General features: G+C 75.2%; 12 protein-coding genes and 2 pseudogenes. 10 read left to right on the top strand and 4 right to left on the bottom strand.

The features are described 5' to 3' along the window. Nucleotides 1–89: 89 nt before the first annotated feature. Nucleotides 90–1,049: pseudogene (locus EAO71_RS34840) on the bottom strand (TIGR03557 family F420-dependent LLM class oxidoreductase); the annotation flags it as partial. 198 nt (nucleotides 1,050–1,247) lie between these two features. On the opposite strand from EAO71_RS34840, the gene EAO71_RS34835 reads away from it, so the two are divergent. The 6 genes from EAO71_RS34835 to EAO71_RS34810 all read left to right on the top strand — a co-directional run bounded on the left by EAO71_RS34835 (nucleotide 1,248) and on the right by EAO71_RS34810 (nucleotide 6,166). Further along, a complete protein-coding gene (locus EAO71_RS34835; RefSeq protein ID WP_147981815.1) occupies nucleotides 1,248–2,438 on the top strand; it encodes a zinc-dependent alcohol dehydrogenase in 1,191 nt (396 codons plus the stop codon). 143 nt (nucleotides 2,439–2,581) lie between these two features. Further along, on the top strand, nucleotides 2,582–3,376 hold the full coding sequence (locus EAO71_RS34830; protein ID WP_187282942.1) for a VOC family protein: 795 nt from the start codon (nucleotides 2,582–2,584) through the stop codon (nucleotides 3,374–3,376). Nucleotides 3,377–3,588: 212 nt separating this feature from the next. Then, a complete protein-coding gene (locus EAO71_RS34825; protein ID WP_147981814.1) occupies nucleotides 3,589–4,275 on the top strand; it encodes a HemK2/MTQ2 family protein methyltransferase in 687 nt (228 codons plus the stop codon). Then, nucleotides 4,259–4,513 carry a CDGSH iron-sulfur domain-containing protein gene (locus tag EAO71_RS34820; RefSeq protein ID WP_147981813.1) on the top strand — a complete coding sequence of 85 codons (255 nt, stop codon included), beginning with the start codon at nucleotides 4,259–4,261 and terminating at the stop codon, nucleotides 4,511–4,513. Before EAO71_RS34825 ends, EAO71_RS34820 begins: the two co-directional genes overlap by 17 nt. Beyond that, a complete protein-coding gene (locus EAO71_RS34815) occupies nucleotides 4,510–5,571 on the top strand; it encodes an iron-containing redox enzyme family protein (RefSeq protein WP_147981812.1) in 1,062 nt (353 codons plus the stop codon). Before EAO71_RS34820 ends, EAO71_RS34815 begins: the two co-directional genes overlap by 4 nt. Before the next feature lie 115 nt (nucleotides 5,572–5,686). Continuing rightward, the gene (locus EAO71_RS34810) at nucleotides 5,687–6,166 is read left to right on the top strand and encodes a DUF5709 domain-containing protein (protein WP_147981811.1); all 480 of its coding nucleotides are present in this window, start codon (nucleotides 5,687–5,689) and stop codon (nucleotides 6,164–6,166) included. Between the two features lie 22 nt (nucleotides 6,167–6,188). Here EAO71_RS34810 and EAO71_RS34805 read toward each other — a convergent pair whose 3' ends face one another. Then, the gene (locus EAO71_RS34805; RefSeq protein WP_147981810.1) at nucleotides 6,189–6,869 is read right to left on the bottom strand and encodes an adenosylcobinamide amidohydrolase; all 681 of its coding nucleotides are present in this window, start codon (nucleotides 6,867–6,869) and stop codon (nucleotides 6,189–6,191) included. A gap of 266 nt (nucleotides 6,870–7,135) precedes the next feature. On the opposite strand from EAO71_RS34805, the gene EAO71_RS34800 reads away from it, so the two are divergent. After that, on the top strand, nucleotides 7,136–8,506 hold the full coding sequence (locus EAO71_RS34800) for a preATP grasp domain-containing protein (RefSeq protein ID WP_147981809.1): 1,371 nt from the start codon (nucleotides 7,136–7,138) through the stop codon (nucleotides 8,504–8,506). Between the two features lie 52 nt (nucleotides 8,507–8,558). Here EAO71_RS34800 and EAO71_RS34795 read toward each other — a convergent pair whose 3' ends face one another. After that, nucleotides 8,559–8,786, bottom strand: coding sequence for a hypothetical protein (locus EAO71_RS34795; RefSeq protein ID WP_147981808.1), 228 nt, complete (start codon nucleotides 8,784–8,786; stop codon nucleotides 8,559–8,561). 447 nt (nucleotides 8,787–9,233) lie between these two features. Here EAO71_RS34795 and EAO71_RS39425 point away from each other — a divergent pair. The 3 genes and pseudogenes from EAO71_RS39425 to EAO71_RS34780 all read left to right on the top strand — a co-directional run. Next, a pseudogene (locus tag EAO71_RS39425) lies at nucleotides 9,234–9,539 on the top strand (hypothetical protein); the annotation flags it as partial. A 44-nt stretch (nucleotides 9,540–9,583) separates the two neighbouring features. Beyond that, a complete protein-coding gene (locus EAO71_RS34785; RefSeq protein WP_147981807.1) occupies nucleotides 9,584–10,363 on the top strand; it encodes an MBL fold metallo-hydrolase in 780 nt (259 codons plus the stop codon). An 11-nt stretch (nucleotides 10,364–10,374) separates the two neighbouring features. Beyond that, nucleotides 10,375–11,094, top strand: coding sequence for a DedA family protein (locus tag EAO71_RS34780; protein ID WP_147981833.1), 720 nt, complete (start codon nucleotides 10,375–10,377; stop codon nucleotides 11,092–11,094). Here EAO71_RS34780 and EAO71_RS34775 read toward each other — a convergent pair. Continuing rightward, the coding region (locus EAO71_RS34775; protein ID WP_147981832.1) for an MBL fold metallo-hydrolase at nucleotides 11,074–11,917 on the bottom strand (844 nt) is incomplete at its 5' end. The two genes, EAO71_RS34780 and EAO71_RS34775, sit on opposite strands and share 21 nt — an antisense overlap.

Below are 11,917 nucleotides of genomic sequence, written 5' to 3'. Positions count from 1 at the left end.
CGATCACGTCCGTCGGATCGACGATCACCGGGTCGGGCACGGTGTCCACACGGACATCGCGCTGCCCGTGCCAGGTCAACGCCCTCATGGTCGCGCAGGGCGGGCAGCAGTTCCGTCCGGGCCCAGCGGAGGAAGGGCTCCTGGTGGCCGCCGCCGATCTGGACCAGGGCCATCTCCGTGAACCCGAGGTCGGTGTAGGGGCGTACGGCCTCGGCGAAGTCCTCGACGTCCGACCCGCAGGGGATCGCCTTGGCGACGTCCTCGGGGCCGACGGTCCCGGTGGCCTGCGCGAAACCCGCCGGGCCGCGGAGTTCGGCGTTCACGCGCCAGCCCCCGAGCGCCCAGCGGAACTGCTCGTGGGCGCGGGCGATGGCCGCGTCCCGGTCGGGGTCGTAGCAGACGGGCACCTGGCCGACGCGGGGTTTCCCCGATCCGCCGTTGCGGTCGAAGACCTCCAGCAGGCTCCGCTCGGCCTCGGTGGCGACGAGGAGGTCGGCGTGCCGGCCGGCGACGGCGCACGAGCGCGGGCCCGAGACGGCGATGCCGATGTCCGGGGCCCGCTCGGGCACGTCCCACAGGGTGGCGTTGTCGACGCGGAAGTGGGGCCCGTCGTGGTCGACGGTCTCCCCCGCGAGCAGCCGCCGGATGACGACGACCGCTTCCTCGAGCCGTTCGAGGCGTTCGCGCGGGCTGGGCCACCCCTGGCCGGTGACGTGTTCGTTGAGGTTCTCGCCGGAGCCCAGTCCCAGACGGAACCGGCCCTGCGAGAGCAGTTGCACGGTCGCCGCCTTCTGGGCGACGACGGCCGGGTGGTAGCGGTAGGTCGGGCAGGTCACGTACGTCATGAGCGGGATGCGCTCGGTGGCCTGCGCAGCCGCGCCGAGCACGCTCCACGCGTACGGGGAGTGGCCCTGCTCGGCCAGCCAGGGGAAGTAGTGGTCAGAGATGACGGAGAAGTCGAATCCGGCGGTCTCGGCGCCCACCACGTGATCCACCAGCGCCCGCGGTCCGGCCTGCTCGGTCATCATCGTGTATCCGATGCGAACCATGTCCTGCGACTGACCGAGCCCCCCACCCGTAAACCTCGCGGACGTCGTGCCGGCCCCGGCGGGCGGCGCGCCCGGCCGGGGTCCCGGAACGCCGCGCCCGCCTCGGGCACGCACGCGGAAGGGGCGCGCATACGGCCGGGCCGGGTGGGGCAGTCGCGGCGTGTCCACGGAGCCCGCGAGGAGATGAGGAGCGCGACCATGAGGGCGTTGACCTGGCACGGGCAGCGCGATGTCCGTGTGGACACCGTGCCCGACCCGGTGATCGTCGATCCGACGGACGTGATCGTCCGAGTCACCTCCACCGGGATCTGCGGTTCCGATCTGCATCTGTACGAGTTGTTCGGCCCGTTCCTCGACCCCGGGGACATCCTCGGGCACGAGCCCATGGGGATCGTGGAGGAGGTCGGTCCCGAGGTACGGACGCTCGGGCCCGGGGACCGGGTCGTCGTGCCGTTCAACATCTCCTGCGGCACCTGCTGGATGTGCGCCCAGGGGCTGCACTCGCAGTGCGAGACGACGCAGGTCAGGGAGCACGGCATGGGCGCGTCCCTGTTCGGCTACACCAAGCTCTACGGCCAGGTCCCCGGCGGCCAGGCCGAGTTCCTGCGGGTCCCGTTCGGGGACACCCTGCCCGTCAAGGTGCCCGACGACGCGCCCGACCAGCGGTACCTGTACCTCTCGGACGTGCTGCCCACGGCCTGGCAGGCCGTCGCCTATGCGGACGTCCCGCCCGGGGGCACCCTCACCGTGCTCGGGCTCGGACCCATCGGCGACATGGCCGCGCGTATCGCGCTGCACCGGGGCGCGGGCAAGGTCATCGGGGTGGACCTCGTGCCCGAGCGGCTGTTCCGCGCGCAGGACCGGGGCGTCCTCACCCTCGACCTCACCGAGATCGGCAAGGACCTCGGCGACCGGATCCGGGACCTGACGGACGGCCGCGGCACGGACGCCGTCGTCGAGGCGGTCGGGATGGAGGCCCACGGCGCTCCGCTGACCAAGGCCGCCCAGCGGTTCACCGGGATGCTGCCCGACGCCCTCGGCAAGAAGCTGATGAACCGGGCCGGCGTGGACAGCATGGCCGCGTTCCACACGGCCGTCGACGCGGTCCGCCGCGGCGGCACGATCAGCCTGGTCGGTGTCTACGGCGGCGCCGTGGACCCGGTTCCCATGCTCACGCTGTTCGACAAGCAGATCCAGCTGCGCATGGGCCAGGCCAACGTGCGGCGCTGGGTCGACGACATCCTGCCGCTGCTCGGCGACGACGATCCGCTCGGGGTGGACGACTTCGCCACCCACGTCCTGCCGCTGGAGGACGGGCCGCAGGCGTACAAGACGTTCCAGGCGAAGCAGGACGGCATGATCAAGACCGTGCTGACGCCAGGCCACTGACGACCCCGTGGCGGGTGCGGGCGTCGTCGTCGCGGGCGACGGAGCACTCCACGTGGCGAGGACCGGCCGGGACCCAGAGGATCGAATCCGGGAGCCGTGGGCTCCGGAGCGGAACCGAGCGGCGACGAGGGAGGCCGGCGACCGTGCCGACAACGAGCAGGGACATCACCGGGGCACCGTGCTGGGTCAGCCTCACCGTCCGGGACCCCGGGGCCGCCATGCGCTTCTACGAAGCGGTGATGGGCTGGCGCTTCGCCTCCGCCCCGGCGGACGACGGCTTCACCGTCGCCTTCGACGGGGACTCGCCCGTGGCGGGCGTCGGAGCGCTCGCGGACCGCCCCGGCGCGCCCGTCGCGTGGACCCCGTACTTCGCCGTGGACGACGCCGACGTGACGGCCTCGCGGATCCGCGAGCGGGGGGCCACGATGGCGGTGGGCCCCCTCACCGCCGGCGCCGGGCGGGCGGGGCTCGCGGCGGATCCCGCGGGCGCCGTCTTCGGCTTCTGGCAGGGCGCCGTGCTCCCCGACTGGTCGGTGGGCCACGGGGGTGCGCCGGCGTGGCTCGAACTGCGGACGCGGGACGCCTTCGCCGCCGCCGTCTTCTACGGCGAGGTCCTCGGCTGGGACGGGGAGCGGGACTGCTGCGTGGCCTCGTACGAGCACGACCACGTGGTCCTGCGCCACGGAAACGACACCGTCGCCCGCATCGGCGGCGGTGCGGGCGACGAGTCCCCGGCCCCCGACGCACGACCCCACTGGCACGTCCACTTCCACGTCTCCGATCTGGAGGCGGCGGTCGAGGCGGCCACCCGGGCGGGCGGCCGGGCCGTCTCCCCCGTGGACACCAGGCGCACGAGCCGCTCGGTGGCACTCGCCGACCCCGAAGGGGCGCACTTCACCCTCGTCGCACCGCGGCCCTCCGCCGTCGCCGCGGGGTGAGCCCGGGGACGTCGCGCGGACAGGACGCGCCGCCGATGTGCAAAGCGCCCGGGATCGGGTAGTCGCGGGCCGTGATCGCCCGTCCGCCCGGGACCGTCGCCCTCCGTGACCTGCCGGGCCCCCGCACCGCTCGTGACCGTGCCGCCGCGCCGCTCCCCGGGCCGAATCCGCCGGGCGACGCGGGCGGTGAGGCCGACCAGGAGGTACCCCCCGTGACGACCATCGCCCCGACGTACCCGACCCTCACGCCAGGACTCGTCACGCCGCCCGGCGTCTACCGGCCGCAGGCGGACACCCTGCTGCTCGCCCGGGCGCTGGCGCGAGAACCGCTGGATCCCGGCGCGGACGTCGTCGAGATCGGCACCGGGACCGGTGCGCTCGCGCTGCGCGCGGCGGCCAGGGGCGCCCAGGTCACGGCGGTCGACGTCTCCTGGCTCGCGGTGCTGACGGCCCGCCTGAACAGCCGGCTGCAGCGCCTGCCCCTGCGGGTGCTGCACGGCGACTTCGCCGGCCGCACCCAGGGCCGCCGCTTCGACCTGGTCCTCAGCAATCCTCCGTACGTACCGTCCCCGGCCGACCGGCTGCCGACCCACGGCCCCGCGCGGGCCTGGGACGCGGGAAACTCCGGCCGGCGCGTCATCGACCGGATCTGCGCGGCCGCGCCGACGCTGCTGCGTCCCGAGGGCGTCCTCCTCATGGTGCACTCCGGGATGTGCGGCGCCCAGGACACCGTCGGGCTCCTGCAGAACCGCGGGCTCGTCGCGGAGGTGACGGAACGGGCCTCGGTGCCGTGGGGCCCGGTCCTGCGCTCGCGCCGGGCCTGGCTGCGGGAACAGGGCCTCGCCTCCGAGGGCGCCGAGCAGGAGGAGTTGGTGGTCGTCCGTGCCCGCCGTTCCTGACCCCGCCCCGCGCGCGCCCGCGTCGCGTCCGGCCCGCACGGTCCGGGTCGAACGGTCCGGTCCGGTGCTGGTCGAGGGCCCGGTGGAGATCGAGCTGGACGACGGGACGACCGCCCGTTCCGACCGGTTCCTGGTCGCCGTGTGCACCTGCCGCCGCAGCCGTACGTACCCCTGGTGCGACACCAGCCACCGCCCTCGCAAACGCTCCGCACCGCCGGCCGAGGACGGGAACACATGACGCACTCCCCCATCGGCACCACCGCCCCGGCCTCCACGTCCGCGTCGGCGGCCCCCGCATCGGCCGCGGGATCACCGCTGGTGGAGGGTCGCGGGCCGGTGTCGGACGCCGTGGTCGAGTCCTTGCGCGGCGGCTCGCCACCCGTGTACCTCCCCGACTCCGTCCGGGCGGCCGACCCCTGGGGCGAGGACCTGCATCTCGCGCTGTACCTGCTGTACGAACTGCACTACCGCGGGGTCGAGGGCGTCGACGCCGGCCGGGAATGGGACCCGGATCTCCTCCGGCTGCGCCGAGCGCTGGAGGACCGGTTCCTCACCGCGCTGCGGGAGGAGACGGCCGACGCTCCGGGCACGGTGGACCGGGCGTTCGCGCCGCTCCTCGTCGAACCGGTCGATCCGGGTGACAGCCTCAGCCACCGCCTGGCGGCCGAGGGGGAGCTCTGGCAGCTGCGCGAGTACGCCGCCCTGCGCTCGCTGTACCACCTCAAGGAGGCCGACCCGCACGCCTGGGTGATCCCGCGGCTCACCGGCCGGGCCAAGGCCGCGATGGTCGCCATCGAGTACGACGAGTTCGGCGCGGGCCGCGCCGACCGGGTCCACGCCCGGCTCTTCGCCGACCTGATGGGCGACCTGGGACTGGACCCCACGTACGGGCGCTACCTGGCGGACGCTCCGGCACCCGCGCTGGCCGTCGTGAACCTGATGTCGCTGCTCGGTCTGCACCGGGCCCTGCGGGGGGCGCTGGTCGGCCACTTCGCCTGCGTGGAGGTCACGTCCTCGCCCGGCTCGCGACGGCTCGCCAGGGCCATGCGCCGCTGCGGGGCCGGCCCTGCGGCCGAACACTTCTACACCGAGCACGTGGAGGCCGACGCGGTCCACGAGCAGGTCGTCCGCCACGAGGTCATCGGTGGACTGCTGGCCGACGAGCCGGGCCTGGAGCCGGACGTCGCCTTCGGCTGCGCGGCCACCCTGCTGGTGGAGGACCGCCTCGCCGCCCACCTCCGTACGGCGTGGGACCAGGGCCGGTCGGCCCTGCGCGGGCGCCCGGGACCGGCGTGAGGCCCGGCCGGGCCGCCGCGTTCACCCGTCCGCCGCAGGGGTAGTCGCTGTGGGGACGGCGTCCGTCGCGGTCCGCAGCCGATCGCGACATGCTTGTACCCGAGAGGAGACCCTCATGTCCGAGAACCAGTCCACCTCCCGCGGTGACGACGTCTACCAGCCCGAGCCCCTGGACGGCTCCGACCGTCCGAGCGACGAGCTCGATCCGGACAACGCACTGGGCACGACGCCCACGGACGCCATGGGAGAGCCCGGATACTCGCCGCCGGAACGGCCTCGGGGCGTCACCCTGCACGGCACGACGGTCAACGAGCAGCGGGAGGGCGAGTCGCTGGACAGCCGGCTGGCCCAGGAGCTGCCCGACGGCCCCGTCGTCGCGGGCGACGGTGTCGGGGACCTCCCGGAGGGCGAGGGGGAGCCCGTCGACCCGGAGTCGGGCGCCACCCGCGCCGGCCGGCTCACCGCGACCGCGGATCCGGGCGCGGCCACGGTCGTGGCCGAGGACGTGGGCCTGGACGACGGCCTCTCGTCGGCGGAGGAGGCCGCGATGCACGAGGAGACGGGCATCGACGGCGCCGAGGCCGGCGCCGGCTGACGAATCCGGCCCGCCGCGCGCGTCAGAGCACCGGCAACGCGGCGCCGACGGCGCCGTGGACGGCCCGGGCCAGGCGCGCGCCCCACGGGGAGCGGGGGCCGGCGAAGCCGTGGGTCTCCTCGCCGGGGCGAGGCGCACGGGCGGCGACGCAGACGGCGTCGGTGGGCGTGCCGGAGCAGTCGTAGCCCGCGTCGAGCAGTGCCTGCACCTTGGCCTCGGTGGCCGTGGCGACGGCGTTGACGAGTGCGGCGTCGGTCAGGGCGGCCGGCAGGGCCACGACGATGTTGATCGTGCCCGGTCCGGCGGTCCCGGCTCGGGTCTCCTCGGGCGCGGCGGCCCATCCCCGGACCGAGACGCCCGCGGTGGCGACCGCCTCGACGCCGCCGTCGGTCGCGACGGCGTGCCGGGAGACGTCGGCGGCCGTCATCAGCCCGACGCCTTCCCCGCCGACGCCGGCCTCCCGGGCCAGATCCGTGAGGTGGCGGTCCGGGTCGGTACGGCGGTAGCCGTGGGAGACCTGGGCGTTGAGGACCCACGACCGTGCGCCGATGCCACCGCCGAGGACGGCGCTGCTGATCATCCGCCAGCCGGAACCCGCCCGCCACAGCAGTGCGTGCAGCCGCTCGCCGTTCTCCACACGGGTCAGCGACTGCACGTCGAGGAGGTGGACGGCACCGCGGGGCGGCGGGGCGAGCGCGGTCACCGGTCGTGGCTCCTTGCGAGATCGAGGACCGGCTGATCGTACGCGGGCGGCTCCCGCGCCCCACGAGGGCCCTCGGAACAGGTGGCGCCGTCGCCGTTTGAGGCGGCTCGGGGTGGTGAGGCGCAACCAGGGGGCCACCCCCTGGTCGCCTCCCGCAGGCCGGACGACCTGCCCGCCTTCGCCGAGGCGATCGTCAAGGCAGTGGCGGCGGCCTGAACCGCCCCGTCGGCACACGGCCGACGGCCGACCCGGAACGCGGGAGCGTCATGTCGTCGAGAACGCGACCGGGGCACGCCCCCGACGCCGGCCCCGGACCCACGGGGACGGGCGGGTCGTCCCCGCTGGTCGTCTGGGCGAACTTCTTCTCCGACCTGGCCGTCGACCTGACGGCCGGGCCCTCGGCTCACGCGGTGCTGCTCCGATGGGCTCGGCAGGCCCCGCGGAAGATCTGGCTCACACGACCCGGCGACGTGCTGGTGACGCCCGTACCGCCCGGCCCCGACCTCACGCGCTACGCCTGCCGCCTGCTCGGTCTCCGGCCGGACGGCGTCACCGTGCTCACCGTCCCCGCCATGGCCGGGGTCGGCATGGCCGAGTCGCTGGAGCGCGCGGGCCTGACCGGCGCGCTGCGCCGGCTCGTCGCCGACCGCCCGGGGGCACGGCTGCTCCCGCTCGCCCTGGACGCTCCGACGGTGGCCCTCGCGGACCGACTGGGACTGCCCGTGGCGTCCTACGGCCACCGCGGCGTGCCGGCGTCCGCCGTGGAGGTGGCGTACCGGCTCAACACGAAGAGCGGGTTCCGTGCCGTGGCGGACGAACTGGGGCTGCGTACGCCACCGGGCCGGGTCTGCGACGGCGCCGGTCTCGACGAGGCGGTGGCCGCGGGGCTGCACCGGCACGGGCGGGTCGTGGTGAAACCGGACCGTTCGGCGGGCGGGTACGGCATGAGGTTCCTGCCGGACGCGGGCGTCGGCGGCGTCTCCGGGCCGCGCCCGGCCGGCGACTGGGTGGTCGAGCGATGGATCGCCGGCGTCCGGTCGGTCAGCGTGCAGATGCGGGCGGGTCCCGGCGGTCCCTGTGATCCCTTCTGCGGCGAGATGCGGACGGTGGCCGGCGCGTACTGCGGCTACGGATCGCCGCTCGGGCCCGACGCGGACCCGACCGGACGCCTGGCGACGACGCTGGGCCGGTGGGGCAGGCGGCTCGGCCTCTACCTCTCCGCCCACGGCTACGCGGGGCCGTACGGGCTGGACGCCCTCCTCGCCCCCGACGGCACCCTCTACGCCTCCGAGTGCAACGTGCGCCGCACGGCCACGACGACGGTCCGGGCCATGGTCGCCCGCCTGTGCGAGGAGGCCGGCAACGGCCCGGCCGCCTGGCTCTGCGCGGAACACCGGACGCTCCGCGCGCTCACCTTCGCGGACGCGCGGGGCGTGCTGCGCGCGAGCGGGCTCGACTGGTCGGCCGGCCGCGGCGAGGGGGTGGTGCTGCACGAGGGCGCCCCCGGCGACGGCACGACCTGGCGGTACACCGTGATCGGCCCGGACGCCGAGCGCCTGACGGCACTGCAGGTGGGGCTGGCGGACGCGCTGGGCTTCGCCCCGGAGGCGGGGCGGGACCGCCGGGGCACGGTCTGAGGGCGGTCCGGGCACCCGACGGGCACGCCGGAGCAGTCGGGGTCAGCCGGGGTCAGTCGGCGGGCTCGTCGGGTGTGGGGTGCTCGGGGTGGACGGTGCCGCTGCGGGTACGGCCCCGCGGGCCCGTGCCGGACACGTCTGTGTCGGCCAGCTGATCGTCCTCGTCGCGCGGGGCGGGTTCCGGAATGGACAGCGGGTCCTCGTCGTCGGTGGCCTGCTGGTCCTCGCGGTCGCGGGGAAGCGGTTCGTCCGACCGCTGCGGGGTCTGCGGTTCACGCATCCTGGTCACCTTCCCGGCACGGTCCGAGGTGCATCGCCGTACCTCGTGCTGCGGGGCCGTGACATCCGGCGCCCGGTGCCGTCCGGCGTCGTGGGCGCGTCCTGCTCGCTCGCCCGACGCGTCGGCCTTCGGACCGCTGCTGTCCGGAATTCCGCTCCCCAAACGCACGGCGGCTCGGACGTCGCCGCGGCGGGCACGACCCGGTCGGGTGCGGGCGGAGGTGCGGCTCGCGGTTCGCGCACGATCCGGAGGGCCGGGCGGGGTGGCCACGAGCAGGGCTTCCCGCCGTGCGGCGCCCTCCGGGTCCTGTCCGCCCGGCCCTCCGGATCGTGCGCGAACCGCGAGCCCCTCCGCTCCCCGACCCTCCGTATCGCGCTCGCGACGCGTGCGCCCCCTCCGCTCCCTGGCGCCCTCCTCCACGAGCGGCGATCGGAGTAGGGTCGCTCCATGGACGACGTTCGGGTGGCGGCGATCGCCAGCCTCACCCCGCTCGAGGAACTCGACTGCGACCCCTTCCTGGTCGACACGCGCAGCCAGCACGCCGTGTGCGCCCGGTGGGCCGTGGACAAGGGCTACGTGGTGACGAGAGAACTGCTCTTCTACGGGCTGCGTCCCGACCACGACGCCCTGTGGGCCGACGTGGACGCCGGTGAGGTCGACCTGTTCGTCGCGCCGAACGACCGAGTCCTCGGACGGGCGTTGACCGACGTCTCCGGCTTCCTCGCCGAGTGCGAGCGCCGCGGTGTGCGCCTGGCGTGGGAGGAGTTCCGAAGTCGTCGACGGAGCGAAGGGCGGGCATGCCGGTGGAGGTCACCTGGTGGGGTCACGCCACGTGCACGGTCGAGGACTCCGGGGTCCGTTTCCTCACCGATCCGCTGTTCGCGCGCCGGCTCGCGCATCTGCGCCGCCGGCGGGGCGCGTTGCCGCCGCCCGAGGCCGCGGTCGCCGAGGTGGTGCTCGTCTCCCATCTGCACGCCGATCACCTGCATCTGCCCTCGCTGGCCCGCCTGGCTCCCGGCACGCGGATGCTCGTGCCGCGCGGCGCGCCGCTGGCCGTGCCGGCGCTGCGGAAGCTGGACGCGCGCGGTCTGCGGCTGACCGAGGTGGCGCCGGGCGACACGGTGCCGGTCGAGGGGCTGACGGTACGGGCCGTCCCGGCCCTGCACGACGGACGCCGGCTGCCGATGGGGCCGCACCGCTCCCCCGCGCTCGGGTACGTCGTCGAGGGCGAGGCTCGGACGTACTTCGCCGGCGACACCGGTCTCTTCGACACGATGGCGGAGTCGGTCGGCCCGGTCGACGTGGCGCTTCTGCCGGTGGGCGGCTGGGGTCCCTTCCTGGGGCACGGGCACCTGAACGCGGGGCGGGCCGCGCAGGCGCTCGCGGAGCTGTCGCCGGCGGCGGCCGTGCCGGTGCACTACGGCACCTACTGGCCGGTCGGGCTCGACGCGGTGCGCCCGCACGAGTTCCACGCGCCGGGCGAGGAGTTCGTACGGCACGCGGCCCGGCTCGCGCCGAAGGTGGCGGTGCATCTGCTCGGCCACGGGGAACGGGTCCGGCCCGAGGTCGCCCGGTGATCGACGGGCTGATGCGCGCCGTTCGGGAGCTGCCGCCGGAGTCGACGCAGCAGGCGGTCGGCTACCCGTCGCTCTTCCTGCTGGTGGCGTTCGGCGCGCTGGTGCCGGTGGTGCCCACGGGCGCGATCGTCAGCTCGGCGGCCGTGGTGGCCTTCCACCACCAGACGCCGTACGCGCAGCTGCTGGTCTTCCTGGTGTCGGCCTCCGCCGCGTTCCTGGGCGATGTGGCGCTGTACTGGCTGGGGCAGCGCGGGGTCCGGTCGAGGAACGGGTCGCGGTGGCTGGCCGCGCTGCGCGGCCGGGTCACCGAGGACCGGCTCGCCCAGGCGCAGGCGAAGCTGGACACCCACCAGGTGTCGGTGCTGGTGCTCTCGCGGCTGGTGCCGGCGGGCAGGATCCCGGTGATGCTGGCGTGCCTGCTGGCGCAGATGCCGCTGCGCCGGTTCGTCCGCGGGGACCTTCCGGCGTGTCTGGCCTGGGCGGCCACGTACCAGCTGATCGGGATCCTCGGCGGTTCGCTGTTCCCCGAACCGTGGCAGGGCGTGGTGGCGGCGATCGGCCTGACCGTGCTGGTCAGCGTGATCCCGGCGCTCTGGCGGCGCGTCCGCGGTCCGCGGCGGGACGACGGGGCGCGGGCTCCGGGCGCCGCGGACTCGTCGGGGTCGTCAGGGTCTTCGGGGTCCGCGGGGTCGTCCGGCTCGTCGGAGGGGTCACGGGGCGATCGCCCGTGAGGCGCCGACCGGCAGGTCCCAGAGGTCCTCGCGGGGCAGCCCGGCCTTCTCCCAGGCGGCCCTGACCCGCGTCAGCGGTTCGAGGACCGGCTCGGCGGAGAGGACGAAGGTCGCCCAGTGCATCGGCGCCATCCGGCGCGCCCCCAGGTCCTGGAAGGCGCGGACCGCCTCCTCGGGGTCGGTGTGGACGTCGCTGAGCCACCAGCGCGGCGCGTAGGCCCCGATGGGCAGGAGGGCGAGGTCGATGCCGGGGTGGCGGCGGCCGATCTCGGTGAACCAGTGGCCGTAGCCGGTGTCCCCGGCGAAGTACACCCTGCGCTCGGCGCGGTCGGTGAGGAGCCAGCCGCCCCAGAGCGAGCGGCAGGTGTCGAGCAGGGTCCGTTTGGACCAGTGGTGCGCCGGTACGAACTCGAAGCGGACGCCGTCCAGTTCCGCGGCCTCCCACCAGTCGAGCTCGGTGACGCGGGTGTAGCGGCGGCGGGAGAACCAGCGGCCGAGGCCGGCGGGGACGAAGAGCGGGGTGTTCCGGGGCAGCCGCCGGAGGGTCGGGGCGTCGAGGTGGTCGAAGTGGTTGTGGCTGATGACGACGGCGTCGACGGGCGGGAGGTCCTCCCACCGCACCCCGACGGGGGTGATGCGGGCGGGGGTGCCGAGGATCCGGCGGGACCACACGGGGTCGGTGAGTACGGTGAGGCCGCCGACCCTCAGGATCCAGCTGGCGTGACCCGCCCAGGTGACGGCGAGGGTGTCGGGGCCGGCGGCGGGGAGCGGCCCGGGCGCGAACGGCAGGAGGGGGATGTCCCGCAGCCCGTCGGGGCGGGGG

The organism is Streptomyces sp. MS191, assembly GCF_008042125.1.
GTDB lineage: Bacteria > Actinomycetota > Actinomycetes > Streptomycetales > Streptomycetaceae > Streptomyces.
The sequence above is the reverse complement of the archived record's forward strand: the minus strand, read 5'-3'. Positions and strand labels throughout refer to the sequence as shown.

Excerpts from the sequence above, each read along its gene's own strand:
- EAO71_RS34800 (WP_147981809.1), top strand. The coding sequence starts at position 7,136 with ATGTCGTCGAGAACGCGACCGGGGCACGCCCCCGACGCCGGCCCCGGA.
- EAO71_RS34785 (WP_147981807.1), top strand. The coding sequence starts at position 9,584 with ATGCCGGTGGAGGTCACCTGGTGGGGTCACGCCACGTGCACGGTCGAG.
- EAO71_RS34780 (WP_147981833.1), top strand. The coding sequence starts at position 10,375 with ATGCGCGCCGTTCGGGAGCTGCCGCCGGAGTCGACGCAGCAGGCGGTC.
- EAO71_RS34795 (WP_147981808.1), bottom strand. The coding sequence starts at position 8,786 with ATGCGTGAACCGCAGACCCCGCAGCGGTCGGACGAACCGCTTCCCCGC.
- EAO71_RS34815 (WP_147981812.1), top strand. The coding sequence starts at position 4,510 with ATGACGCACTCCCCCATCGGCACCACCGCCCCGGCCTCCACGTCCGCG.
- EAO71_RS34835 (WP_147981815.1), top strand. The coding sequence starts at position 1,248 with ATGAGGGCGTTGACCTGGCACGGGCAGCGCGATGTCCGTGTGGACACC.
- EAO71_RS34810 (WP_147981811.1), top strand. The coding sequence starts at position 5,687 with ATGTCCGAGAACCAGTCCACCTCCCGCGGTGACGACGTCTACCAGCCC.